At 39.0% G+C, this 26,753-nt stretch carries 27 protein-coding genes; 4 read left to right on the top strand and 23 right to left on the bottom strand.

Annotated features, from left to right (window positions below; all coding sequences use genetic code 11):
* The first annotated feature begins 56 nt into the window (after positions 1-56).
* On the top strand, positions 57-827 hold the full coding sequence (locus ACIQXI_RS14480; protein WP_402926176.1) for an IclR family transcriptional regulator: 771 nt from the start codon (positions 57-59) through the stop codon (positions 825-827).
* On the opposite strand, the gene ACIQXI_RS14475 is transcribed toward ACIQXI_RS14480, so the two are convergent.
* The 13 genes from ACIQXI_RS14475 to ACIQXI_RS14415 all read right to left on the bottom strand — a co-directional run bounded on the left by ACIQXI_RS14475 (position 824) and on the right by ACIQXI_RS14415 (position 13,248).
* A complete protein-coding gene (locus ACIQXI_RS14475; protein ID WP_402926175.1) occupies positions 824-1,552 on the bottom strand; it encodes an enoyl-CoA hydratase/isomerase family protein in 729 nt (242 codons plus the stop codon). The two genes, ACIQXI_RS14480 and ACIQXI_RS14475, sit on opposite strands and share 4 nt — an antisense overlap.
* An 11-nt stretch (positions 1,553-1,563) precedes the next feature.
* On the bottom strand, positions 1,564-2,343 hold the full coding sequence (locus ACIQXI_RS14470; RefSeq protein WP_402926173.1) for an enoyl-CoA hydratase/isomerase family protein: 780 nt from the start codon (positions 2,341-2,343) through the stop codon (positions 1,564-1,566).
* Positions 2,344-2,345: 2 nt separating this feature from the next.
* Positions 2,346-4,004, bottom strand: coding sequence for a CoA transferase (locus ACIQXI_RS14465; protein ID WP_402926170.1), 1,659 nt, complete (start codon positions 4,002-4,004; stop codon positions 2,346-2,348).
* A 16-nt stretch (positions 4,005-4,020) separates the two neighbouring features.
* Positions 4,021-4,164 (bottom strand): hypothetical protein, encoded by a 144-nt coding sequence (locus tag ACIQXI_RS14460; RefSeq protein ID WP_402926168.1) that lies wholly within the window; start codon positions 4,162-4,164, stop codon positions 4,021-4,023.
* Between the two features lie 148 nt (positions 4,165-4,312).
* A complete protein-coding gene (locus ACIQXI_RS14455) occupies positions 4,313-5,527 on the bottom strand; it encodes a CaiB/BaiF CoA transferase family protein (RefSeq protein WP_402926166.1) in 1,215 nt (404 codons plus the stop codon).
* Positions 5,528-5,541: 14 nt separating this feature from the next.
* Positions 5,542-6,714: a CaiB/BaiF CoA transferase family protein gene (locus ACIQXI_RS14450; RefSeq protein WP_402926163.1), complete on the bottom strand. Its 1,173-nt coding sequence runs from the start codon at positions 6,712-6,714 to the stop codon at positions 5,542-5,544.
* Between the two features lie 11 nt (positions 6,715-6,725).
* Entirely contained in the window at positions 6,726-7,895 is a 1,170-nt protein-coding gene (locus ACIQXI_RS14445) for an acyl-CoA dehydrogenase family protein (RefSeq protein ID WP_402926161.1), read from the bottom strand.
* Between the two features lie 12 nt (positions 7,896-7,907).
* Positions 7,908-8,324: a Zn-ribbon domain-containing OB-fold protein gene (locus ACIQXI_RS14440; RefSeq protein WP_402926160.1), complete on the bottom strand. Its 417-nt coding sequence runs from the start codon at positions 8,322-8,324 to the stop codon at positions 7,908-7,910.
* 6 nt (positions 8,325-8,330) lie between these two features.
* Complete coding sequence (locus tag ACIQXI_RS14435; RefSeq protein WP_402926158.1) at positions 8,331-9,497, bottom strand: thiolase C-terminal domain-containing protein; 1,167 nt, start codon at positions 9,495-9,497, stop codon at positions 8,331-8,333.
* 4 nt (positions 9,498-9,501) lie between these two features.
* Positions 9,502-9,942, bottom strand: a complete 441-nt coding sequence (locus ACIQXI_RS14430; RefSeq protein WP_402926156.1) for a hotdog family protein — start codon at positions 9,940-9,942, stop codon at positions 9,502-9,504.
* Positions 9,943-9,953: 11 nt separating this feature from the next.
* Positions 9,954-10,469, bottom strand: a complete 516-nt coding sequence (locus ACIQXI_RS14425; RefSeq protein WP_402926153.1) for an FAS1-like dehydratase domain-containing protein — start codon at positions 10,467-10,469, stop codon at positions 9,954-9,956.
* A gap of 21 nt (positions 10,470-10,490) precedes the next feature.
* On the bottom strand, positions 10,491-11,654 hold the full coding sequence (locus ACIQXI_RS14420; RefSeq protein ID WP_402926151.1) for an acyl-CoA dehydrogenase family protein: 1,164 nt from the start codon (positions 11,652-11,654) through the stop codon (positions 10,491-10,493).
* 22 nt (positions 11,655-11,676) lie between these two features.
* Entirely contained in the window at positions 11,677-13,248 is a 1,572-nt protein-coding gene (locus tag ACIQXI_RS14415) for a class I adenylate-forming enzyme family protein (RefSeq protein ID WP_402926149.1), read from the bottom strand.
* 134 nt (positions 13,249-13,382) lie between these two features.
* Here ACIQXI_RS14415 and ACIQXI_RS14410 point away from each other — a divergent pair, with 134 nt between their 5' ends.
* Together ACIQXI_RS14410 and ACIQXI_RS14405 are read left to right on the top strand one after the other, a co-directional pair.
* Positions 13,383-13,949: a TetR/AcrR family transcriptional regulator gene (locus tag ACIQXI_RS14410; protein WP_402926148.1), complete on the top strand. Its 567-nt coding sequence runs from the start codon at positions 13,383-13,385 to the stop codon at positions 13,947-13,949.
* Between the two features lie 193 nt (positions 13,950-14,142).
* Complete coding sequence (locus ACIQXI_RS14405; protein WP_402926146.1) at positions 14,143-15,759, top strand: MFS transporter; 1,617 nt, start codon at positions 14,143-14,145, stop codon at positions 15,757-15,759.
* Between the two features lie 197 nt (positions 15,760-15,956).
* Here the strand turns inward: ACIQXI_RS14405 and ACIQXI_RS14400 are convergent, their stop codons facing one another.
* The 8 genes from ACIQXI_RS14400 to ACIQXI_RS14365 form a co-directional block, all read right to left on the bottom strand.
* Positions 15,957-16,535, bottom strand: a complete 579-nt coding sequence (locus ACIQXI_RS14400; protein ID WP_402926143.1) for a hypothetical protein — start codon at positions 16,533-16,535, stop codon at positions 15,957-15,959.
* A gap of 134 nt (positions 16,536-16,669) precedes the next feature.
* Positions 16,670-17,437, bottom strand: a complete 768-nt coding sequence (locus ACIQXI_RS14395) for an amidohydrolase family protein (protein WP_402926140.1) — start codon at positions 17,435-17,437, stop codon at positions 16,670-16,672.
* A 9-nt stretch (positions 17,438-17,446) separates the two neighbouring features.
* A complete protein-coding gene (locus ACIQXI_RS14390) occupies positions 17,447-18,748 on the bottom strand; it encodes an SLC13 family permease (RefSeq protein WP_402926138.1) in 1,302 nt (433 codons plus the stop codon).
* Positions 18,749-18,801: 53 nt separating this feature from the next.
* Complete coding sequence (locus ACIQXI_RS14385; RefSeq protein WP_402926136.1) at positions 18,802-19,524, bottom strand: GntR family transcriptional regulator; 723 nt, start codon at positions 19,522-19,524, stop codon at positions 18,802-18,804.
* A gap of 356 nt (positions 19,525-19,880) precedes the next feature.
* The gene (locus ACIQXI_RS14380; RefSeq protein ID WP_402926135.1) at positions 19,881-20,720 is read right to left on the bottom strand and encodes a GIY-YIG nuclease family protein; all 840 of its coding nucleotides are present in this window, start codon (positions 20,718-20,720) and stop codon (positions 19,881-19,883) included.
* Positions 20,721-20,920: 200 nt separating this feature from the next.
* Entirely contained in the window at positions 20,921-21,838 is a 918-nt protein-coding gene (locus ACIQXI_RS14375) for an HNH endonuclease (protein ID WP_402926134.1), read from the bottom strand.
* 106 nt (positions 21,839-21,944) lie between these two features.
* Positions 21,945-22,727, bottom strand: a complete 783-nt coding sequence (locus tag ACIQXI_RS14370; RefSeq protein WP_402926133.1) for a hypothetical protein — start codon at positions 22,725-22,727, stop codon at positions 21,945-21,947.
* 364 nt (positions 22,728-23,091) lie between these two features.
* Positions 23,092-24,036: a protein NO VEIN domain-containing protein gene (locus tag ACIQXI_RS14365; protein ID WP_402926131.1), complete on the bottom strand. Its 945-nt coding sequence runs from the start codon at positions 24,034-24,036 to the stop codon at positions 23,092-23,094.
* A gap of 415 nt (positions 24,037-24,451) precedes the next feature.
* Between ACIQXI_RS14365 and ACIQXI_RS14360 the strand changes: the two genes are divergently transcribed.
* Entirely contained in the window at positions 24,452-24,904 is a 453-nt protein-coding gene (locus ACIQXI_RS14360; protein WP_402926129.1) for a hypothetical protein, read from the top strand.
* A 183-nt stretch (positions 24,905-25,087) separates the two neighbouring features.
* Here ACIQXI_RS14360 and ACIQXI_RS14355 read toward each other — a convergent pair whose 3' ends face one another.
* Positions 25,088-25,840: an alpha/beta family hydrolase gene (locus ACIQXI_RS14355; protein ID WP_402926127.1), complete on the bottom strand. Its 753-nt coding sequence runs from the start codon at positions 25,838-25,840 to the stop codon at positions 25,088-25,090.
* 249 nt (positions 25,841-26,089) lie between these two features.
* A complete protein-coding gene (locus ACIQXI_RS14350; protein ID WP_402926126.1) occupies positions 26,090-26,686 on the bottom strand; it encodes a DUF1643 domain-containing protein in 597 nt (198 codons plus the stop codon).
* Positions 26,687-26,753: the final 67 nt, after the last annotated feature.

Here is a 26,753-nt window from a genome sequence, read left to right as displayed (position 1 = left end):
TAATCAATAGTTAATTGCTATAATCGCAATTTTCGAAAAAGAAAGGTATGAAGACTATGGAAAATAATAAAACCGTCCACCGATTAAGCACTGTAGATAATGCTATCTCATTACTCACATTATTTTTAAAATATAAATCTATCGGCCTCGTTGATATTGAGCGCGAGCTACAAATTAGTAAAACAGCAGCTTTTCGTTTAGCAGCTACATTAGCTGACCGTGGCATGCTATTAAAAAATTCCGACAGTAAAACGTACCAGCCAGGGCCAATCATTTTTCAAATAGTCAATCGATTCCAAGCACCGGATATTGTCTCTATTGCCGAGCCATACATGGCAGAACTAGCGGCAAAAACAAAGGAGTCTGTTTACTTATCTATACGTTCAGGTAATAAACATCTCTTTTTATCCGGTGTTGAAAGTGAGCATGCTTTAAAAGTCACGACACCACTCGGTGAAGAATACGAATTATATTACGGCGCTATCGGTAAATTACATATGGCCTACATGTCGCCTAAAGATTTACAAACATATTTTAATCGCACTACCTATATTCAACATACAGAAACGACGCTCGATATTGAACTGTTTAAGCAACAGCTGTCCACCATCAAGCAAGATGGCTATGCTTGGAGCCTCGGTGAACGGGCAGACGGCATGATTGGTGTTGCAGCACCGATTTGGGGCAATAGTGAAGAGCCCCTTGCTGCGCTAACAATTCTCCTTCCTCTTGCACGTTATCATGAGGATATTAAAGAAGAAATGGAAGCAATTGTCCAAGAATATACGGCAAAAATCACCCAAGACTTTCTCGACAAGCAACACTAGCCATTAGCCATTACATGTTGTAAATAATTTTCTTTGACAAGGGTTTGTTCCAATGCAAGCCCTTGTTCTAACGATTGATCCAAGCCACTAGCAATTAAACGTTTTATGTGCTGTGCTGTCTTTGGATACGCTGTTATACGCTTCATAAAACCGAGTACTTCCTCAAACAGCTGCTCTTCTTCAAAAATATCTGTGACAATCTGACGAGCTTTCGCTTCCTGTGCTGATAAATAATAACCTTTCATTGCAAAATCAATGGCCCAACCATGACGCATTAAGCGGGGCAAGCTTTGTGTTCCCCCAGCTGCCGGCAACATCCCAAGGGCACATTCAGGCAAAGAGATTTTTGTTTTCGGTGCTGCAAAACGAAAATCACAAATCATCGCCATCTCAATGCCTGAGCCAACCGCAAAACCGTGCAAAATAGCTGCTATCGGCTTAGGGCACCGACGAAATTCCTCCCAAATATCATGTTGAATTCGAATTTTCCGTTTTTCAATAACAGAAGGCACTGTGCCAAATTCTTTTAAATCTGCACCTGCACAAAAACCTTTCCCATTCCCTTTTAAAATAATACCGTCAATTGTAGGATCAGCCTGAACTGCTAAAATATGCTCATACAATGCATCACGCATCGCCACACTAACGGCATTTAATTTTTCAGGGTTGTTTAATGTAATAATCGCTATATTATGCTGTCGCTCTAATAACACAATGGATTCCATTTACTTTCCTCCTACTCCCCAATAAAATGTGGCTTGCGCTTCTCTAAGAAGGCTTCCACACCTTCCATGCGATCCCGTGACGTTTGTAATAATAAATAAACATCTAATTCTAAACGTAACCCTTGTTCAAATGGTAGCTCACTACCACGATATAAACATTCCTTCGTATATTGTAATGATAAAGTCGAAAGCTCGCTTAAGTGCAATGCTTCTGCACAAGCCGCATCCCACAATTCCGCTCTTGAAACTTTTGTCGTAGCTAAACCTAGTGCCATTGCTTCCTCCGCATCTACTGTAGATTGACCAAGTAAAACATGCATGGCTGCACCTTTCCCAATTAACCTAGGCAAGCGTTGTGTAATGCCACCAGCTGGCACTAAGCCGTATGCTAATTCAGGCACTGCAAATTGCACATCATCTGCAATCATACGAATATCAGCAAGACATGCAAAGCTAAATGCTAAGGATGTACATTGCCCATGAATCGCCATCATAATTGGATATGGAAGCTTTGCCCATAGTGCAAGCACTTCTGTCGCAAGACATACCGTTTGATATTGTTGTGGGATATCCTCCTCTAACGTTGCAGGGAGTCTAGTGCCAATTGAAAAATTTTCGGCAGTCGAACCGACAACCACTACTTTAATATCCGTTGCATCTCGTAAATGAATGGCAACATCACGTAACTCCTGAATAAAAGGTGCATGCCATTCATTTTGTGTTGCATCGTCAACTAGCTGTATGTAGGCAATGCCTTGCTGCTGTGTCATTTTGATAAATTGATAATTCATCATCAATCCCTCTTTTCATTCGCGTAGTTTGTCTTATAATAAGCTGTATGCTCCCCAAAATAAGGAGCTCGACCTTTACGTATTTCTTCCTCTGTGTGCCACATATTTGATGTTTCTTCTATTATATGGTCATCAGCTGTCATCACCGTTTCGCCAGCTGTCTGCTCATAAGGAACCCAAGCTACCAGTGTCGCTACTTCATATTGCGAGACGTCAATGTTATAAGCCGCATTCGTTGTTGTTTGTTCATACAAAGCAAGGGTAATAGACAATGCGCCTATAACGCCCGCTAACATATCACTTATAGAAAATAGCGGGAGAGTTGGTGCCCCTGTATGATCTACTGTTTGTGCAACGATGCCACCCATTGATTCAAGTGTCGAGCCATATCCTACATAATCTCGATAAGGCCCTGTTTGACCAAATGCGGATAATGCCGCGTGAATAATAGACGCATTGTGTCGCTGTAGCACATCATCTGTCAAACCAAAATTGCCCATTACGCGTGGGCTAAAATTATTCACAACGATGTGACTTTCTTCAACAAGCTTCAATAGAATTTCTTTATCTTCTTCCACATTTAAATCTAAAACGACCGATTGCTTATTGCGATTTAGTTCCTCGAAAAAAGGCGTGGAACCTGACTTCCCTCGGATACCATCTGGTCGATGAGGCGCTTCAATTTTCACGACAGTGGCACCTAAATCTGCAAATAATCGCGTGCAATAAGGACCAGCCCACATCGCTGTCAAATCAACAATTCGTAGCTCCTTAAAACTAGTAAAAGAAAAGGACTGGTTTGCAGCCAGCCCTTTCGACATTATCCATGGGGAACGGATGATGCGTTGTTGTTGAATAAAATCTCTACTTTTATGTTGGGGACATTTTAGTACTTCTTGATGCGATTGGACACTCGCAAAAGGTAATCGAAACGTTTGTCCGAGCATCATGAGCTCATGGCGTAATTGGCTAGCACCCCAATTACTTAAAGCTTTGTTAATAGCGCTTTTTTGTAACCTTCTTTCCGATTGTGTCGGGCAAGATGGCACATCTAATTCAGCCCAACTTGCTAAAAATGCCCATTGTTCATCACTTGGGGCACCAATGAACAGCTGACCATCGTCTGCAGGAACGAGCATCATCGGCACAATTTCTTGCTCTTCCATCGTAAACAGTCGACCATGTAGTGCACTCGTTAAAATCGATGCTACATGAACCACGACAGTGGAATTACGCCGACCTTCAAGTAACTGACAAACCGTGACAAAGGCAATATGAGCTGCCACTAATATAGAGGCGGGGAAACCTCCGATGGCAATAGACGGGGATGATTCTTGCTCACTATCCTTCAGCCAGCCTGCTTTTACTTGTAGTTCACGCTCATCGCCTGTTTGAAAAGCTTGAAAGTCAATGCATACTGTTACGGCTTGCGGAAAACTTACTGACTTCCACTGCAGGTCGTCCGTTAGTACAATATCCCATTGACGCGTTGTTGCGATTGATGATGTTAGTTCCTTCTGTGCATCGCAGAAAAAAGTTTGCTTTGAACTTACTTTTTCAACGTAGGCTCCTTGCTGTCGTAATAAGTCGGCAGCAAAACTTGTTGCAAGCGTTGTGGAAATTTCTAGTATTCTAAAGCCCTTTAGTGTTTGCTGCGTCATTACACGACCTCCTAACTTAATCTGCTGTTGGTAATGCCACTGGTTTTTTGACCTGCATATTTTGATTACAACATTGAACAGACCCTTCACCAGATTTGATGCACATTACTTCACTTCCGCATTGCAAGCATTCTAAACGCTTTCCTAATTGATTCGTCATCGTACATCACTCCTTACTTTTTCTCACTAATTTTCTGCCCGCAGCAAGTGAGTTGACCTTCACCGATTTTCATAATAATAAATTCACTTTGACATGTTGGGCATTGCAATTTCGTACCAATTTTAATTGTCATTTACATTCCCTCACTTTAACGAAGCATTTTGTCTCCGATAATATTCTTTTCTTGCAAGCTACTATACTCATCATCTGACAGTTGTAATAACTCCTTAAAGACATATTCATTATCTTGACCAAGTAATGGTGCAGGTGCTTTATGTAACACACGGTCATTGTTCCATTTAATTGGCCAAGACGGATATAAATGTGTTCCTACATAGTCTCTCGTTACCTCTTGATACATATTTTTCAAAAATGGATCATGTTCCATTTCATGCACTTCCAATACTGGACCCGCTGGCACCCCTACTTTTTGAAGGCGTGAAGCAATGGCATGGTGGCTATCTTGCTGTGTCCATTGCGAAATAATAGCATCGATCTCATCATGTGCCGCAATACGCCCTGCCACTGTCTTGAAACGCGCATCATTTAGTAGCGATGGTTCATTCATCACTTGGCATAAGCTGTGCCACTCTTCATCTGAAGTGATAGAAATGGCTACCCAGCTATCTTTACCTTGTGCACGGTAGACACCTTGCGGGGCAATGCCTGGTTGACGATTTCCTACACGCCCCCAATTTTCGCCGTTCAAAATATAGTCGGCAATCGGTGCACCCATATAATTGGCACAACCTTCATTTTGGGCAAGCTCAATTTCTTGCCCTTCACCTGTTCGATCACGATGTTCCAGTGCAATTAACAAAGCGGCCGCCGCATGAAAGCCTGCTAAAACATCGGCGACACCAAGCACGGTCATCGGTTTCCCATCCTGATAGCCATTTAGCTGGGCAATGCCTGATAACATTTCAAATGTATAGGCAAAGCCAGGCTGGTCACGATATGGCCCTGTTTTGCCGTAAGCTGGCATCGATAGCATGATTAAATCTTTTTTATGCTGTGAGAGCACATCATACGTTAATTGAAAATTTTCCATAACTCGCGGCGTATAATTTTCAATAACGATATCGCATTTTTCCAACACTTTTTTAAAGTATGCTTTGCCTTCTTCATCTAATAAATTAAGTGTTGCCCCCCGTTTATTATGATTGGCAGCGTTAAATTGTGGCCCAAACTCCCACCAATGTTCCCTCGGGGTGGATAATGTAAAGCGGAAGCCGTCCGGTGATTGAACGGATTCCAACTTAATGATTTCCGCACCAAGTGCACCGAGATAAGAAGTACACATCGGGCCAGACCACCACATCGACAAATCTAAAATTCGTACTCCCTTTAATGGTTGATTCATGTCATTCACCCTTTCTAGATTTGTGTGCTTTTATCATAAAATGCTTTTAATGTTGCTTCGTTATGCTCACCTAGCAGTGGGGCACTTGTACGAATCGACCAAGGTGTTTTCGACATGCGGAATGGTGCACCAGGTTGCTTCATGAGCCCTAGTTCCGGATGATTAACCTCGACGAAAAATTCACGTGCTACATATTGATCCAAGGACAGTAAGTCTTCAAAAGTCGGTACAAGCGTTACAGGTACACGCCACTCTTTGCCTAGTGCTAGCACCTCTTCTGTCGTATGTTGCTGTAAAAATGCATCAAGACGCTCTTGGAAAATATCTTTATGAAGCAAGCGTTGAGGTAATGTTGTAAAACGCTCATCTTCTACCCAATCATAGGCTTCAATCATAAAGCAGAACCCTTGCCAATGTTGACCTGTCAGCACACTTATACCGACATGCCCATCCTTACATTGTTCAATGCCCGGTAGCATAATATAACGTCCATCATACTTAAAGGCACTTGTTGGATAAGAGTTTTGAACAGTTGGATAGGAACGTTGCAATAAGCCCATTTCCGCAATCGAAATATCTAAATGGGCACCTACACCCGCTACACGTGCACCTCGTATTGCCGCAAGGGCAGATGATGTGGCGAATGTACCCGTTATATACTCTAAAATGCGTAATTGCCCTGCTGCACGTAGTGGCTCGCGATTTGGATCTCCAACGGACGATAAGAAACCACTCATTGCCTGCGCAATAATTTCAGTCGCCTTATAATGAGCAAATTCGCCCTCTTGCCCAAAGTTTGTAATCGATACCATCACAAGCTTAGGATTAATGTCCTTTAACGTATCGTAATCTAAGCCGAGTCGCTGCATCACACCAGGAGCAAAGTTTTCAACAACTACATCCATATCTTTTACTAATCGCTTGATAATCTCCGCACCTTGTGCAGATTTTAAATCGACTGTAATACTTTGTTTATTGTTATTTAAATAAGCAAATAGACCGCTGGCATTTAAATTTTCTTCATTATTTTTAAACGGGCCAACCGAGCGCGATGGATCACCTGTGACCGGACGTTCCACTTTAATCACTTGCGCTCCATAATCCGCCAAGATTTTCGTACAATACGGTCCTGCAATATGCCAAGATAAGTCCAGTACTTTCAGATGTGTTAACGCTGATGCTGTCATCGAATGCCCCCTTACATACTAGATACTTTTGTTGGTTGTTCTGGCTTTACGGCTAACCATTCACCTAGATTGCGCAGATGCACTTCTGAAGAACCAAATTCCAGTTGTTGCCCTTTAAAACGTCGGAAGCAAAACTGTAGTGGATAGTCATAATCAATGCCCATGCCACCGTGCAATTGATGGGCACCTGTCACGACTTTTTGCCCTTCTTGACTTAGCCAAGCTTTTGCAATGGCTACTTCTGTATTGGCATCTTTGCCTTCTATTAATCTAGAAAAAGCATGGAAGGCTGCTAGACGACCACCTTCAACAATTGTTAACATATCGGACATGCGATGTTGAACAGATTGGAACGAACCAATTGGTACATTGAACTGATGTCGCTCCTTCACATAATCCGCTGTAATATCGACAGCTCGACTAAGTACACCTGTCATTTCAATCGATTTTAATGCTGTTGCCAATGCTTGCATATCATTTGCCACACAATATCCCTCACCCGCATTGCCTATAATGTGCGCAGCTGATACTTCCACATGATTGAACTGCACTTCACATAAACCATCTGCACTAATCGTTGGAATGGCTTTCACTTCAATCCCTTTTGTAGCCGTATCCACAAGGAACACCGTCAAGCCCTCCACTGAACCAATAGCGCCCTGATCTGTTCGTGCAACAACGAATAATTTCTCCACAGACTGTGCAAATGGTACAAATAATTTCGTACCGTTTAACACATAGTGATCGCCAGCAGGCACCGCTTCTAACGTCAAATGCTCCAATTTATGATGGGCTTGTGGTTCTGCAATCGCATAGCTTGCCTTCAGTTCACCACTGGCAAATGCCGATAGCAAATCTGCTTTTTGTTGCTCTGTACCATGCGACAGTACGGGCATCACACCACTAACAATGGTTGATAAGAATGGCCCTTGGAATAAAGCCCAACCTGCTTCCTCCATCACAATTGCTAAATCTAAAAGGTCTCCACCAAAACCACCATATTGCTCTGGCACAACAAGACCGACAAACCCAAGCTCCACTAATTCGTTATAAAGCTTTTCCGAATAATGATGTGGATTATTTTCAAAAGCCCGTAATTCCTCCAGCCCACACTTCTCTTTAAAAAACTTCCGTGCCGTTTGCTTAAACTCTTTTTGTATATCATTTAAATGGAACTCCATGGCGAAGCCTCCTTATAGTTTTTTAAATTTAATAAGCGATAAATCTTCATAGACTTGATCGTCCACTACTACTTCAACAGGCATCCCAATCGCAATATCTTCTGGCGCAGCATCAAGCATATTGCCAATAATTCTTGCACCATTTTCTAGTTCAACTAACACCACTTCATACGGTGTTTGAAAACCTGGGTGTACTGAACGATGGTAAACGACATAAGAATAAATTGTTCCTTTTGTAGGTGCCTCTTGCCATTCCAATTCAAAGCTATGACAGTTATAACAAGCCGGACGCGGTGGATGTAACACCGTACCGCACTTAGAGCATTGTTGAAAATGTAATTTCTTTGTTTCCTGAAGCTTGTGCCAAAACATTTCCGTATCTTCATTCATATTTGGCTTTGGTGTGCCAATACCCGTATATTGCACCATATCGATTTACCCCTTCCTTAAAATAAGTCCACTTGTCGGTACACCTAAACCACCTGTAACAAGCACATTTTCCACGTTGTCAATTTGTGTTGTGGATGTACCACGAATTTGTCGCACACCTTCGGTAATTAAATTCATCCCATGTAAATAGCCTTCCGACATTAAGCCACCTGCTGTATTAATTGGTAACTCACCGTGACGATTGATACGCGTGCCGCCTTCGCAATAGGCAACCCCCTCACCTCGACCGACAAAGCCAAGCGCTTCGAGTTGCATTGGAATTAACGGACTAAATGCATCGTAAAACTGTGCCACATCAATGTCTTGTGGCGTAATACCAGCTTGTTGGAATAATTTTTTACCGTATGCTTCTACTTCATGTAAAAACGTAATTTCATCGCGGTAATAACTCGTCATCACTTCACCATTTGTAGACATCCCTTGGCTCACGCCCGCTATTAGCGCTGGCTTTTGCTTTAATGCTTTGGCACGCTCTGGTGTTGTGACAATAACAGCAACTGCACCGTCAGTACTTAAACAACAATCGTGGCGACGCAGTGGCTCAACGTTAATCGGCGATTGCAAATATTCTTCCATCGTCATTTTGCGATGATGGAAAATAGCATTCGGATTACGGTTCGCATTTTCACGATTAACTAACGGTGCCCATGCTAACTGTCCATCTTTTATGCCATATTCATGAATGTAACGATTGGCAAACATCGCCACCCATGACACCGGTGTTAATAAGCCATATGGATGATACATGCCCATATGCAAATCGCCACTGACACGTGTTGGCTCGAAATCGCCATAGCGCATCGGGCCAGAAGCATCACGAATGGAACGGACACAAACTACATAGTTCGCCATGCCCGAAGCGACAGCTGCCGCGGCACTAGCAATCGTCCCACAACTCGCCCCACCACCGTATGGAATTTGGTTGAAGTAACTTAAGTTTGGAATGCCAAGCGCACGTACAATATCAATTTGAGCGGCACTATCCATCGTATAATTGACCATGCCATCAATTTCTTTAATATCTAATCCCGCATCCTCAACAGCAGCTAGAATTGCTTCAAGTGCCATTCTTAGTTCCGTGCGTCCGCAGTTTTGACTAAATTCTGTTTGTCCAATGCCTACAATTGCTGCTTTCCCGTGAATCGTTTCCACACGTTTACCCCCTTGGTAATGCTAAGACGCCTGCTCCTAATGCGTGATAGCCTAGATTGTTTTTACCGACAAACTCTATCTCTACTAACCATTCATTATTGTCCTCATATTTGTTTTTGACATGACCGCTAAAAACGAGCGTGTCATTCGGATAATTCGGAACTGCCAACTTCAACGCAATTTTTTTCAACGTGCTTTCTGGCCCTGCCCAATCGGTTAAGTACTTACCAACAAGACCGTTCGTCGTTAAAATATTCATAAAAACATCCTCCGCACCAGCAGCCTTTGCTGCTACATGATCGTGATGGACATTTTCATAGTCATGGGTCGCGGCAATGGCACCACCCACAACTAATGCTGCCGTTACCTCCCTCGAAGTAGTAGGCAATTCCATGCCGACTTCAATTGAATCCCAAGTAACGCTTGCATATGTCGTCGCTTCCATTCCCATTCCTCCTATTCTTGCACTTGTGCTTGATACGATAAAATTGTAAATGACTGCTTACAAACAACCTCATTGCGCTGGTTGATAAATGTATATAAAAACGTCGAGAAGTAACCTGGTCCACGGGCCGTTTGCTTCAACGGCGAAATTTCTTTAACAGACAGTGTGTAACTAATGTCATCGCCAATTTTCATCGGCTCAAAATATTCTTGTTCTTGTGCTGTCGCAACAATCGAAGAATAGCCATGTGATTTTAGTAAATCAACTAAATTTTCCATCGAATTTTTTTCACGTTCTACTTTTGGCCACAGTGGATTCATTGTATAAACTTGCACCTGTGTGGGTGGCGCAATAATTTCTCCATAACGTGATTGCTTTGCATAAGCATCATCATGATATAGTGGATTGGCATCCTCCATTACCTCACAATAATGACGAATCATCGGGCGACACACTTCATCAGTGCCTTTTGTCACCTCTGATTCAATACCGACGAGCGATTGTAACATTTCTGTTGTTAATGACATATCTTCATCCCCTCCTTTGTATTAAGCACGGCGTAAGCCTAAACCAAAACGCGCCACTAAATCGCGTTGAACATCATTCGCACCGCCACCAAATAAGAACACAAGACGTTTCTTCGCATAATTCTCTGCATCGCCGTTCGCAATTGCCCATTCAGAGCCATCTCGCACTTGCCCGAACAGCCCCATAATATGCATGCAAGAATCAAAGACACGTTGATTAATTTCTGCGGCAAACACTTTATTCATCGACGGTCTAAACGGCGCCACTTGTTCATTGTCATGTCCCCATGCCGCACGATAATTCAGTAAACGCAGCACTTCTAAATTCATCTTCATCTGTGCAAAATGCTCTTTCACCCACGGACGATCAATCACACGTTCACCATCAATTACAGCTTCTTGCGCAAATGCTAACGTTTCTTCCACCATACGCTCCATCCGCGCATATGTAGAAAGCATTAAGCGTTCAAGCGAAAGTTGTGACGTAATGTATTGCCAGCCTTTATTTTCTTCACCGACAAGTGCTGAAGCAGGGACGCGCACATTTTCATAGTACGTCACATTCGTTTCTTCCCCCATTAGGGCCATAGGTGTAACAGAAAATCCTGGCTCTGTCGTTGGCACTAAGAAAATCGAAATGCCCTTATGCTTAGGCACCGTTGTATCTGTACGTGCTGCCAACCAGATATAATCGGCAATATGCGCATTTGTCGTGAAAATTTTCTGCCCGTTAATGACATAATCATCCCCATCACGTACAGCCGTTGTTTCTAATGCAGCTAAGTCTGTTCCTGCCTGTGGCTCGGAATAACCTATGGCAATTTCGACTTCACCTTTTAATATTTTGGGTAAAAAATAATTCTTTTGCTCTTCCGTCCCTAGTTTCATTAACATCGGGCCGACCGTTTCCAGTGTAATAAACGGAATATTAACTCCCGTACGATCAATTTCTTCAATGAAAATATACTGTTCAAGTGGCGTCAGACCTTGCCCTCCATATTCCTTTGGCCAACCAACCCCTAGCCAGCCATCATCACCTAGCTTTTTAATATAAGCCTTCCAGATTGGTCCGCCTTCCGGTGTTACTTTCAATTCCTCAATTAACTCATCTGTAATTTGCTCCGCTAAGTACTCACGAATAGTTTTACGTAACAATTCTTGTTTATCGGTTAATTCAAATTTCATCTACCCCATCACCCTTCTATTTTTATTCCACTAAGTTAGTAGTATATTGCTCACGTAAATCACGCTTTAATAACTTGCCAGATGATGTACGTGGTAATTCCGTTGCGAACTCTATAATTCTAGGACATTTAAAACTAGCAAGTCGCTCGCGGCAATACGCAGTAATCTCCTCAATAGTAGGCACTGCATCCATATTGGTTGGAATAATGACCGCTAAAATCTCCTCGCCCCATTCCATACTCGGTACGCCGATAACCGCCGCATCTGAAATCTCAGGATGCGCAATGAGCACATTTTCAATTTCTTGCGGGGCAATATTTTCACCACCACGAATAATCATGTCTGAGTTACGACCTTTTAAAAATAAATAGCCATCCTCATCTAAGTAGCCCATATCTTTTGTGTTAATCCAGCCTTCCACCAATGTTTCTTGCGATTCTTCTGGACGATTCCAGTAGCCCTTCATTGCCTTTGCCGTTTTAATGTAAACGTTACCAATTTCATTAGGAGGTAACTCATTATTGACATCATCGAGTATTTTAATGTCGACATTGGGCAATGGCTTACCTACTGAATGCAAGCGTTCAATCTTACGTTCAATTTCTTCCGCTGTACCGACAAGCTTATGGTCATCTGGCCCTAAGACAGCTACTGTCGATGTCGTTTCCGTCATACCAAAAGCATTAGCAAAATCAACGGATAATGGGAACATATCAATTGCCTGCCGGATAATTGGGAATGGCATCGGTGCCGCACCATAGGATAAACTTTGTAAACTAGAAAAATCAGTTTGCTCAAAGCGTGGATGATCAATAATACGCTTTAACATCGTCGGCACTAAAAAGGCGTGCGTCACTTGTTCTTGCTCAAGCGTGTCTAGCCATGTATCTGCCTCAAACTGGCGAATTAATACGATGCGGCGGCCACCATAAATACAATTACAAATACTTGTTGCCCCTGCTACGTGGTAATTCGGCACACATGTTAACGATGCACCATTCGGCAAACCAGTTGCCGCTTCGGTATGCCCCATAACATAATTCGTTAGCTGGTTATATGTAAGCATGACCCCTTTAGGCAAGCTTGTTGTCCCACTCGTATAAAGCAAAATCGCAATATCGTCTTCTTCCACTTCAGCAAAATCAATCATTGGCTCAATGTTCGCCAAATATGTTTCGTACAATTCATAACCTTGTGCGTCATCGCCAATTACGATTGTTTGTTCAATAGTACAGTGCGGATCCTTTAAAAAGTTGGCAATGGAGCTAACATAGCGCCCCTCAATCAATAGCACTCTAATCTCGCTATCTCGTATCATATAGGCCAACTCTTCCGGCTTGGCACGATAGTTAATCGGTACAATCGTTGCACCAAGTTGAAATGCTGCAAAAAAACTTTCTACCACTTCAGGGCTATTCGTGGAAATAATGCCTACGCGATCACCACGCCCAATACCATCGGCTGCCATTCGACTGGCCAATGCACCTACACGCTCGGTAAATTGCTCATAACTGTGACGCTTATTAAAAAAAGTTAAAATTTCTTGCTCTGGTGCAATACTTGAGGCAATCGACAATAACAAATATGCGTTCATTTTACCGCTCCTTTTGTTGAATATTCAGAATATTATAGTCATTTCGATTATGATAATATATAATTTCGAATATAGCAATAATTCTTGCGAAATTTTTTCTTTAAAATGGAAAATAAAAATTGTGGGGTGTTTGGATGAAAGTAAAAAAAGACCGTCGTGCTCAGCATTCTCGTAACTTAATCAAGCAAACGTATATTGCTTTAGTTCAAGAAAGAGGCTCTACCGTTATTTCGATTACGGAAATCGTCGCCCGTTGCAATATTAATCGCTCTACTTTTTACATGCACTTTCAAACGAAAGAACACTTACAAAATCAAATCGTCTTAGATTTTATTGAAGATATTTGCGGCATTTTAGTTCAGCATGCAGAACCTTCTCCCACTTTCTTTTTTCAATACCGTGTTCAACAGGCCATTTTTAGCTATGTTGAACAGCACTATGTTGCGTTCCATACGTTTTTAACGTTTAGCGACTCATTTATGAAAAGGCTTTCTTCTGAAATCTACAACCAATTTATTGCGTTAGTAAAAGATAAAATGCCCGCACCACAAATTGCGGCAACCTATTATGCCTCCGTTATTACAGGCATGATTTATCATTGGAGTGTGGAAACCTACTATCAATATTCCGCGCAATTTATTGCGCAGGAAACGACAAAAATGTTTGAGTGTAACATGCTTTGTCAGCAATTAAATCGGTAAGCATCGATTTTTGTCGAAACGCTAGTAAAAAACCATCAAAGTGCAAGACAATGTTGTTTTTACGACATTTTCATAGATTTTGTGGATTGAAATGCGAAAATTATATCTCTTATAATGAGGCTTAATAAATTCAAGGAGAAGGAGTTGCATTGGATTATTAACGCTTGATTATGATTAAGGGGGATGATGACAAATGGCAAGTACAGAAAGCAAACCGCAAGATGCAAAGGTTTCACGTTCACAATGGGTTCAATTTTTAGCATTAGTTTTTGGGGCATTTGTAGCAATCGAGGCAATGGCATTTCAGGCACCGGCAATTCCGGTGATTTCACAACATTTTGAACTACCAACGTATTTAGCCGGGTTAATTTTACTAACATTTTACGTTGCTTCCGCTACACTGTATCCGATTGTTGGTCGCCTAGCCGATCAATACGGTCGAAAAAAGATGTTAATTATCGGCATGGTCATTTTCGCTATTTCTGAAGTGGCCGCTGCGATAGCGCCAGATTTCACAGTGTTCCTTATTGCGCGGGTCTTCCAAGGAATAGCAGTAGGATTTATTCTGCCAATAGCGATTGCATATATCGGTGTTATTTTCCCACCTGAAAAACGCGGTATGGCATCCGGCATTTTTTCATCCGTACAAGCTATCGCTGCCATGTCAGGTGCAGCCATTGCCGGCTATCTAATTTTACAATATGGCTGGCAAATTACTTATTGGTTAAGTGCTATATTGGCTGTCCTTGGCTTAATAGTTGTTCTACTATTCGTCGAAGAATCAAAGGGCGAAAAACAAACATCTTTTGACTTCATCGGTCTTATCCTTATCTTTGTTACATCAGCAACACTGTTGTCCGTGTCAACTATCGGTAAAACGTTCGGCTTCTTTTCACCATATGCCATTATTACGTTAATTGTCGGAATCGTGGCCCTTTCGCTACTATGGATTTGCGAAAATCGCATTCATAATCCACTAGTCGAACTATCGTTATTAAAAATTAAATTATTTAGTATGGCGGTCGGCATTAACTTACTTATTGTCGCAACCTTTATGCTATTTATTTATTGCATGAATTTCTTTATCACATCACGTCCAGGTGGAGACGCCTCCCAAACAGGACTATTTTATATGTTCCTATATGGCGCATCATCGATCGGTGGCTTAATTGTCGGCCGCTTATCCGATAAAATTAATGGCCGTTCCATTTTAATTGCAATATTCTTTATCCCAATGATTATTATGTTTATCTTTACAATGCTTGACGCATCCATGCCATTTAATATTATTGCAGTATTAGCCGTTTGCCTTGGTTTCGTATCGGGAGCTAACACACCAATCTTAATGAAATTTGCCTTAAACGAAGTACCAAAAGAAAAACTAGCCGCTGGTGCGGGCCTCTTCTCATTCATTCGAGATTTCGGCACACCACTCGGCTCTGTTTCAGGTATTGTGCTATTCTCTATTTTTAAAGATTCGGCATTGAAAGAAACATTACTCGCATCCGCAACCGAAGCAGGTATTGCCAGCGAACATTCAGCAGCACTACTAGCAGCCGCCCAAACAGGCACCGTCGACAACAGTGCCTTAGCTGAACAGCTTGCTACTTTGGACGTATCATTTGAGTCCATCTTTGCAACAGCAAATGCGGCCGGCCTTACATCCGCTGTCCATTCAATTGCCTACATCGCGATGGCATTGTTCGCTACGATTCTGTTCCTTTGCTTCTTGATTCCAAAGGCAAAGAAGGCACCTGCTCCAGTGACTATTGCCTCGGAAATGGTCGTTGTTGAGGAGACGGTTTCTTAATAAACGAGAAAAAGTGTTAGCTTGATGGCGATCAAACTAACACTTTTTTGCTATTGCGGTTGATGTTCGCTACGGCGGTGCTTTCCGCGGGTTTACGGGCGATTCATGGGCTTTTTGTGGCGATTTTTCTAGTTTTAGTGGCGATTCGCAAGCATTTTGTGGCGATTACTCCAAGTTTACGGGCGTTTCGCATACCTTTAGTGGCAGATAGCCACTTCAAGCTCTTCCAGTAGCCCAAATACAAGGGAATATAATTGAGCTAGCACTTCGTCAAACGACTGCTGTTCGCTAAATCCATCTAGGGCATCTAACGCAAGATTGATTTCCCACAGGCCATCTTCCCCAGAAAACGCTGCACTATACGTCATCTTGTCATGGTGCAAATGCGCTTTAAAATACGAATGCAAAAACTCACTGTACTTCTTTTGCAAGCGCAATCCAAACAACGCACTATAGACACCAAATGCCCCATCAAATTCTAGTGCAAACGAATCTACGCGAATCACATCAAAGCGCTCAGACGCTACAAACATAAATTCATTGGCATGCTCTTTTAAATAGTGCACAGAATTTGTTAGAAATGAAGTAGTTTCTTCTGCTATTAATTCTTCTGTTTCTTTAAGACAACGTTCAATCACCTGAAATTGCAAAGGTATAGTCTCTACCGTGGTAACCCCATTTAACAATGCGTGCTTTTGAGCATATGCCTTTTCTATATCGATTAATTGACTATTCGCTTCCTCATTTATAAATGATTCGATTTGTTTTTTTAACAATTATTATCCAGCTCCATTCGCTTACTTAGCTATAAGTATAGCTTAGGTTGAGTGCTATGTGTGTTTTTTGACACTATATATAAAAAACAGCACCTCCAAAAAATCTAGCAATTGGGGTGCCGTTATTCACTAAGTTATTTATCAAGATACCATTTTTCCGCATTCTCAAAGAAAATTCGATCTTGCGCTTTTTTACCTACTGTTTCTTGAATTAATTGAATATCATCGTAGGAAAATCGCTCTTTTGCTCGGGTTGAAGGTAAATCACTACCAAACATCAGACTGTTTGGATTTTCGCTGTACAATGTTGATATTAATTCCTGTATTTCATCACGCTCATATCCCACACGACCAAAGCCTGTTACGCGAATTGGAATATTGGCATGAACGATTTTTTTCAGCTTATCCACCGGACACTTATGCATTCCCAAATGATCAATCGACACTTTTGGTAAGGCTAAAATTAATTGTTCTAATTCTTGATCAACGGATTGCATATTCAAATAAAGCTCCGTTTTCCAGTTACATAAATGATACACTCTCTCGGATAGCGCACGAATATCTTTTGGCAAAGCAGATAATCCTCTGTATAAATTAAATCGTATTCCCTTAATCCCTACATCATTTAACTTTAAAATTTCTTCATCGCTCGTATCAAAAGGAAGCTGTGTAATCCCTACAAAACGATTACCTAACTGTGCAATAGCTTCTGTAAAATAATCTTGATGATACCCCTGAAATGATCCCGATACAACAGCGCCACCTGTTAACTCAATCGACATTTCCTTCAGTTCCTGTAAATAATCATCGACAGTATAATAGTCAGGTACAAAACCTTGATTTTCTACAAGAGGAAACTTCGGATCAATAATATGAAAATGCGTATCGAATATTTTTTGCATAACTTCCCCCTACAATATAAACATTAAAATCAAAGTTGCCACAACAGCAAAGCCTAAACCTAATGGTGTCGCTTTATAAAGTAAATCATTATAAAACTTCTTAGACTCTTCTTCATTTAATCCACTATTACCAAGAATTAAACTACCACCCGTAGAGAATGGCGCTAATGCTGACGATTGGGCACCAATAATAATAGCTACCGCAATTAACGAAGCGCTATAACCTGTCGCATCGATTATACCAGCAATCATCGGGAACATAAGCGGTGCAACAACACCTAACGTACTACTAAAGATAGACATCACACCCGCAATAAGTGCTACCGCAACTGGCACAATAAACGTCGGCATATTATTAATCATCGAAGCTAACATATCGATTGTCCCAGCTTCAACTGCAACATCAATTAACATACCAACCCCTGACACAAGCCATAACGTACTCCAAGGTATTCTTGCCATCACTTCTTTAGGCTTGTCCCCAGCTAATTTTAATATATAAGCAGCTATAGCAAATACAAGTGCTAGCAACGTAATGTCCGTACGTGCATTAATAAACTGCATCGTTTCATTGTCTGGCATAAATTTAGAAAGCATTGGTACTCCTAGAACAAATACCATTAGAAGAATAATTAAAGATATATTTACTTTTTGATTTTTAGTAAATGCTTCTGGTCTATCGATATTCAAGTCCGTCATTTGACTGTTCTTTCTATCAAAAAACATCAAGACCAACATAATAAATATCGGATAAATAAATGATACTACAAAAATATCTCTTGTTAACAAATCTGCCTGTTCAGCAACAGCCGTGTTACTTAATAAAGAGTTAAACAATACCCCATGCGCACTATACATGAAATTCGCACCGGAAAGGGAACCTAATGATACGGCGAATGAAGCATTTAATTTATTCATCCCTGATGATTTACACAATGCCATAGCTATGGCACCCATCACAGCTACAGAAGTGAAGAAACCTGCACCCATTCCTGAAACTAACGCTGTAATAAAATACAAAATTAACGGTAGCCATTTTGTTTGCTTTTGAAAACGATAAAGTAATAATTGAGCAATTTTTTCCAAAGTCCCATTGACTACGGCGAAGTTGAAAAACAGCGCCAATGTAAAAATAACTAAAAATAATTTTGTGGGGAACGTGGCCAATAAATCATTAATCGACATCCCCAACACAAAACAACCAATGACATAAGCTAGTGCTAAAGCTACTAAACCAGTATTTATATCAAGTTTTTCACCCATATAGATAGCAATAATGATTGCCAAAATAATTAAAATGGAATAAAACATAATTTCCTCCTTGTCGTCACATGCATATAAAGCGCTTTCAAAACACTAATTTTTTAGTCTAAACTTAATAATGATTTGTATTTATACATGTCTCCACGATAGGAAGAAGCACCTGTTAAAACACAGCCATTTTTTACTTTTAAGTCAACACTTCTATATAAGATCGGGGCCCCTTCAGCAATACCAAGAGTATTTGCAATCTCTTGACTAGCAAGCACCGCTTCTATTTCAATTTCTCCTTCAGTAAGCGCCATCTTAAACTTATTTAAAAATAAATGAGAAAAAGAATACTTCACATATTCCTCATCCGTAATCTCTTCACCGTACTTTTTTAAAAGATAGCGATTATCGATAACAATTGGTATACCTTCCGAAAGACGTAATCGTTTTACTTGATAAACTTCCTCTCCAGGCTGTACTCCCAATTTATCTTCTAATCCTTGCGGGCAAGGGACTGAACCTCGATAGAGCAACTGCACAGTAAAGTTTTCTAAGTACCAACCTCGAAAAAACGTATCTAATTTAGCAATATCGGTCTTCAACTTTTCCTTACGCACAATAAAAGTACCCTTACCTTGAATACGCTTTAATAGACCTTCCTCTACAAGCACTTGCACCGCCTGACGAATCGTCATTCTTGAAACATCAAACATTTTGATTAACTCATCATCACTCGCAAACTTTTCTTGCCCGTCCTTGTACATTTCATCTACTTTGGCTCTTAAGCTATCTGCTATTTGAACATACTTCGGAATCAACGAATTATATTTACTCATGCTCATCCTCCTTTGGATAAATGGATAGTACATATCACCCCATATCATCTATACATCTAGATGACTTGTTTTACATTGTACAGAACTAAAAGTTAAGAATCAACATAATTTTTAGAATTTTTTATTTGTATTTTAGGGAGATTTTGGTATATTGGTATAAAATTTAGTGGAGTGAGGGATTTTTAAAGCACAAAAAATGCAGAGAGGGCTTGAATACCTCTCTGCATTTCCTATTAGTGAAATATAATTTTCGATGCCCAAGGGTTGGTGGCGATTTGCCTTGGTTTTGTGGCGTTTCCGATGGGCTTTGTGGCGATAACACGAGTTTTACTGGCGATTCACGTGTTTCATAATAATCAAACTAAATCCTTCAAACTTTTTCCATTGCTATCTTTCCATTCAGTCAAGCCATTCGCACTTCGCCCCGTTACAATATCAGCTGCTGCCGAAGGGCTAGTAAATAAAAGGTCTTCCATTACAACAAAATCATCATTCACAACTTTCACTTGTTCTGTATGTAATAAATCATTTCTTTTTGCTAATAAACGCTCTGAATACGAATTTACAATGCTATTTGCAATCTTAGATCCTTTTAATACGACAAAACCTTCTTGTGTTTGAATCCCTTTAGCATCGATACCACGGTTTGATTTTATAAATAAAACATCATCTGCATTAACTTCTGAGCTATCTTTAATTTCTTCAAATAATTTATGACCCAATGTATTGACCATCATTGTAAGATTGCTAATATATTCATCCATTTCTGCTCGGTCAGCTTCAGAGATGGAAGGCATCGGAGGAATATTGCCATTCATTAAAAAGTAACGATTTGCAACTTTAGCTTTTTCATATAGCTTATTTTCAATGTACTTTATATGCGCTTTATTGAGATTCTCATCTTTACTTATAAATACAATTACTTCATTCCAAAAATCTTTTTCACGCAAATGGCTTTGTAATCGTGTATAAACTTCCTCTGCTTCCCCTATGTATATCGCTTCTTTATCTTCATCATTTCGACCGAATAACATATATACACCAGTAGAATTTAAGTTAGGGCGATCCGAGCATTTTTTCACTTCGGTTCTTGGTATTCTATACGCTAGCCCTGTCCAGTTGGATAATTCACACGTTAATCTTCCACTTGGGTCTCCATCTATTAAGAACATTTTGATCGTTTTACCAAAACTCATTGCAACCACTCCAATTCTGTCACTGCCTCAATTTTAGACACATCACACGCGCTCCTACTTATTTATGGCTCATGTTCAACCTTTTGGATAATGATTATTTTACCACTAAATTTTATTTCCAACTTCTAGTTTTAGAATAAATTTACTAATCACATGCATCTGACAATAAAAAAGCAGAGAGGCTTTAATGCGCTCTCTGCCTATCGAAATATATTTTTCCGATGCCATCTAAAATACTGCTTATTCTCTTCATATCTTAAAACCTTCATCTTTTGATGAATGTTATACATTCCATAATTCGTTGCTGGAATACGATCTGAAATATGAATTAAACCTGTGCCATCAAATGTAATATATCCTTGATCGTATAACGCATCATGATTACAGCAAAGCAATAAACCATTATACGGATCTAAACGTTCTTCATTGGAACTCTCGCGCCAAGGCTTTGAGTGACTTGCACGCAAAAGGGCCGGTAGCTCAATACCACAAAGTGCACATTGATGATTCCATAACGGTAATAACGCAGCTTTAAATTTCTCTTGGCCAATGCGAATTTTACGTTTCGCTTCAGCTTCTGTTTCTGTAATGACAGGAATAAGCGTATTTCGTTCTGTACGTACTACAGTGCCAATCGCAAATTCTAACTGTTCATCATCTACATGATAAATATTCATATCACTAATAATATCTAGAAGCTTAATTGCAAGCTCTTCATTACATGGATATAAATAGCCTTGGTTGCCATCTCCATCTTGCTGGAAAGCTGAGTATTTAACCGGCAATAACACTTTCAACTCATTAATATAATCTTTTATTGTTAATGGTTGTTCTAGTTCATGGTATTGCAGCTTCACAAGAAAACCTTGCTCTTCCCACTGGTCATATGATGTCAAAGAAGCAGGCTTTTTGCCTTCCTCACATTCCGACAGTGCAATACTAATCGCAACGATCTTTCCTTTTACGTAATGGAAAATACGATCTCCCGTGCTCACTTCCTCTACACGTCGCCATGAATGCGGAGTGTTTCCGCCTTTATCTTTTTGTGGTGTCCAGATGATTTCCGCTTCTTTTTCTTCTTGATAGGTGTGCCCTTGCATGACGATGTAATGATTCATGTTGTTCTCCTCTTCTATTCATTACATCTATTATAGCTAAAGTTCTCAAAGTAGTTATGTAAATAGACTTGTTTTTTTCAATCGTTAAAAACCATTGTAGCTCCGTTCACAATTGGGCAACATTGGCTTTACCTAGTTCTTCTTTTATCCACTTAGAAATTAAATTTAAAACATCCGCACCGGCATATTTCACGTAAGTATTCCAACCTATCAATGTAATTTCTCGTCCTATCTCTACCCCAGCAATACTGCTAGTTGTAGAAATGAACCCCTCAACTTTATTTTTAATTTTGCCATCTATTTTCGTTGTTTGACGTAACAATACCTTTTTAGGTTGGACGCCAAAGAAATGAAAGATCTCCATAGAAATTTTCTTTCCATTTAAAAATAACGTATGAAATTTCCCGTGCTTTATTATTTCCCCTAGTAATTCTATATCACCAGTACTAACTAAGTCCTTTTGTTGAACATGACTTAATTTGCCCCAAATATCATTTGTAGCCCATTGGCTTAAATCAAGATGACAAGCTGTTCCTTCATAATAATCATATCCTGTAGAATTTTTAATAAATGTTGTCATTCGATTGAACCAATCTTTATATACCACATCTCTCTCAAAATATCTTTCGCAATAATCTATTATCTGTTCGCCATGTTCTGCTTTAATATCAGCATAACTATGTAATCCTAAACTATCTAGCGTATGAAACCTATTTTTCCCTTTAACCAGATCAAATTCTTTATAACTCGGATTTAAGCTAATAGTTGCTATCTCTGCAGTTCTAAACCATCCAAATGCAATAACAGGCGTACTCCCAGGTAAAATTGTGCAATTTTCTGGTGCACTCTGTTGTAATCTACTTAATATATTTTCATCAAGTGTTTGCATTGTTTTCACCTCAATATTTCTATAAAATATGCTTCATTATTATTATGAAAATAGTTGTAGTAGATAAAATATTCTTGATGGTAAAAAATTCAATATTTCCTATAATTATAGTGTAATCATAATAAAACATAAAGAGTACAATAAATATTTCATTACTTTATCGAAAATAGGAGGAATATTTCTAACAGTTATAAAAAAGGCGTCTAAAACCCTGATTATTGAAGGATTTTAAACGCTTTTAGTTGGTATAGAACTATTCATCTAAAACTTATTGTTACTTCAGTAGAAAATATAAGTTGTAACAAAATATATAGAATTATAATGATTGGACATTTTTGATCAGATTACACAAAAGTACTCATATTTAAAAACTAATTAAGTGAGTTAAAGGTCTACGATCCCAACTACTATTACTCATTAATTCATTTGGATTTGCAACTATTTCTACTTGTGCATTTACACTTAAGCAATTAACTACAAATGCCATATAATAATTTTCTTTTAATTTCATAGCAGCTTTAAGCTCACCATCAGTTAAAATGAAATTAGTTATCTTATTTGATACAGTTCCTTTTACTTCAATATGTAGTTTCATTCCAGTTGATGTTTCGCAGCTTATGTCATACCCTGGTTTGTTGCCCAAATTCGCTTCCCAAATAACATTAAGATACCCTACATCCTCCAGGTATTTACAAACCAACTCCTCTGCTCGATCCCCAACTTTTTTAGCATTTCTAGAGTATCTTGGAAAATTATTCTTCGATGTTGAAGGATTTGAGCTTTTATTTCTTTTCGTACTTACTAATAAGCCTTTACCTTCAGAAATATTTACATCATCGAGTTTAGGAATAGAGCCATCTGTAAAGGAAATTGTTTTGCTATTGGAGCTATTTGTAGATGTATTACTATAGCTTCCACCACTTAATACATTCAAATAGTTCTCTTTCGTTAATTCTCGCACACCATTCCTAAAAGCTTGTGAATTACTATGCTCTTCGAGATATTGACCCTTTTCATCTTTAAAAAAAATTGCTTCATCAAATGGAATAAAATCCTCAATAGTAGCAAATAATTGGCTAGGATTACTAGAATCTTCAGTAACTTGTCCAATCTTGGCTGTTCCAAAATAATGTTGTACCTTGGATAAACGGGTATTTTCGAAACGTTGATCTTCCATTTTACCTTTGTAATATACTACTAATGTTCCTGGTTCTAACAATCTTCTATATCTTTTAGGAAAATGATATACAACGCCTGTTTGATCTGAATATTTAGAAATATCATTTTCTGTAATTGCCGCATACTTCATAAAAATCCCCCCTGAATCAATAATATATCCTCATATATATTATTACATAATTAATAACATTTCAGATATATTTGACCCACTAAACCATAACCTGATAAATAGTCATTTCCGCAGGCATAAGAGTGGAGATATTGCTCAAGGGTTCAGTATCCTTTTTCTTGAAAAATATTAATTTGATTTCGCTTGTAATCACTTATGTACTGAGAACAGTGCAGTCTAACCAACCGTCTCAAAACACTATTACATCCAAGATTTGAGGAGCAGTTAATCAGGATTATGCCATCCACGATAAACAGCTTCTCGAAGTATTTATAAAGGATTGTCTTCTAGAAAAGAGTTTGAAACTAAACTAGTGTAATCGCAATGCCTTTTTTAGCATATAATCTTCCAACTATATATGAAGTGAGGTAAGGAAATGGACGAAAAAGGGACTAGTAGCTTTATTATATTAGTCTACGCGGTTGGCATTATTACTGCTTTGTTACTTTTATTATTATCTAACAAGCTTTTTACTCCTCTTTTAATGGAAGTCAATTCTGGGAAATCCATTTTGAATTTAATTTTTAAAAGAGATGACCATTTAGATTTTACTGTAAATTTGATTGTTCCCTTGTTACTACAAATAGTGGGAATAATCATTTTAGTAATTATCTTTTGGTGTTTAGTAAAAAGTATTTTTATAAGTGAAGAAACTTCGTCAACCAAAATCATTATGGGCATATTATCGTTGTTATTAATAGCTATGTTAATAAAAGCGATGCTCGTTATTTGGCCTATAATTCAAATCACATTTTTAACGCTTATTTGTTTTGTCTGTATGCTTTTTGTACTTGGCTCACTTATTAACTACACTTCTAGCTCACAATAAACAAAAAAGATTGTCTAAACTTATCAAAGCAAAATTAAAATGATTCCAGTGCAACACCGAACTCATTGCCTTAATGATTATCCACATGGTTACTCATTATGATACTTTTATCCAAAGAAAAACTTGTTCCGCTATCTTTCTGACCATAAAAAAACTGCACCCCATTGGTTGGGTGCAGTTTTTTTATTCCTGGTTTAGACTATCCAACAATTCTACAATATACTGTGAAGTTTCCGTCATCTGCTGTTTATTTGTAATGGAAGATTCACCGTCACCTTTTTGATGTCCATAATCGCCAAAACCTCCATGATTGCCACCGTTTATTTCGATAAATTGTGCGTCACTTGGCATAGCATTTTTTGCATCTTTTACTTTGGTTAAGTCGGCAACTTTATCATTACTTCCCCATAGTGATAACACTTTGATTGGTTGATTACTTAGATTGGTCTTTGACTGGGGATAAGATGCTAACAGTACCAAGCCTTTTATTTTATCATTTTTTAGTGCGTAATCTGCTGCCATAACGCCCCCTAAAGAATGTCCTCCAATCACCCAAGTATCAATTTCTTTATGGTTACTTATTATACTGTCTGCTTTATTCGGTGAAAAAATGGCTAAGTTAAAGCTCATTTTCGCAATACTAACGGTATACCCTTTTGCTGCTATCTCTTTAGCTAAAGGTGCATATGCGGATGCTTCTACCTTCGCGCCTGGATAAAAAATAAAGCCGATATTTTTAGCATTCGATACGGGTTCAAATAAAATATCGCCATTTTCTTCTACATTGACTTGTGCATCAGATTTCAAACTTTCTAACGCCATCGAACTGGCCTTATAGTATGAACTTACATAAATAAAAAATCCTGCAACCAGCAATATTAACAAAGCAAAAATTCCCGTGAAAATTTTAAACTTTAAAGATTTCTTTTGTTTCATCGTATATCCTCCTATCCTTTTTATTATATTCCCTTATACAAAAATGTTCTAATTATTTACCAGTATCCACTTCATCCTTTCATACTAGCCCTTAAAATCTTAAACATTCAAGAGGGGGATATTGAAATTCCTTACTTTGCAAATAAAAAAGACCACCTCTACTGAGATGGCTACATAAGTCTAACTATTCTCCAACAGCACTACTCCACAAATAGAGAAAAGGGCTATTAAAATCCCCCTTCTTTATCCCTAAATGCTGTATCTTTTTAATTTCCAAGAATATGCCCAAGTTCGAGGATGCCTTGGGTACCCCTCTTGCGTCAAATCTTCCATTTGATATATTTCCTTGTTTTGCATTAAGCTAAAAACTTCTTGAATCCTATTGTCATAATCTAATATGTTCCCCTTCCCCCAAGCAATAATGATCAATTGAGCTTCTTTGTTAGCCATTTCAATTATCGTATCATTATTATATTTTCCGCCATTATCTATCCCTTTAGCAAAATCCATACTTTGTACTGATATATATTCATCCACTTTTTCGGGATATGTCTCACATACGACATAAAGATTCGTAATAATAATTTTCCCTATATTATGTAAAACACCATCAGCGTTATTTAACGAAACGTATTTGATAATACGATTTAGCGTGTTATCGGAAAATTCCTCATTTGCTTTACTTGGATTGATCATCATTAAATGAACAGCTTTTTCGTTATCGCCATTCTTCAATTCTATATCTAACCTATATCTCCTATTAGTATCACTATCGTGATATACTAATTTAACATTTTTCACATATTCGTCTTTATAGTAGAAAATTCTTTTTTTTACTCTTTCCATAACTGCATCTCCTATATATATGAATTATCTATGGGGTAAATATTTTAATCTACTCATTACAAAATAA

Origin of the sequence: Lysinibacillus sp. NPDC097195 (assembly GCF_044762075.1) — a bacterium.
GTDB lineage: Bacteria > Bacillota > Bacilli > Bacillales_A > Planococcaceae > Lysinibacillus.
This window is presented reverse-complemented; position numbering and strand designations above follow the sequence as displayed.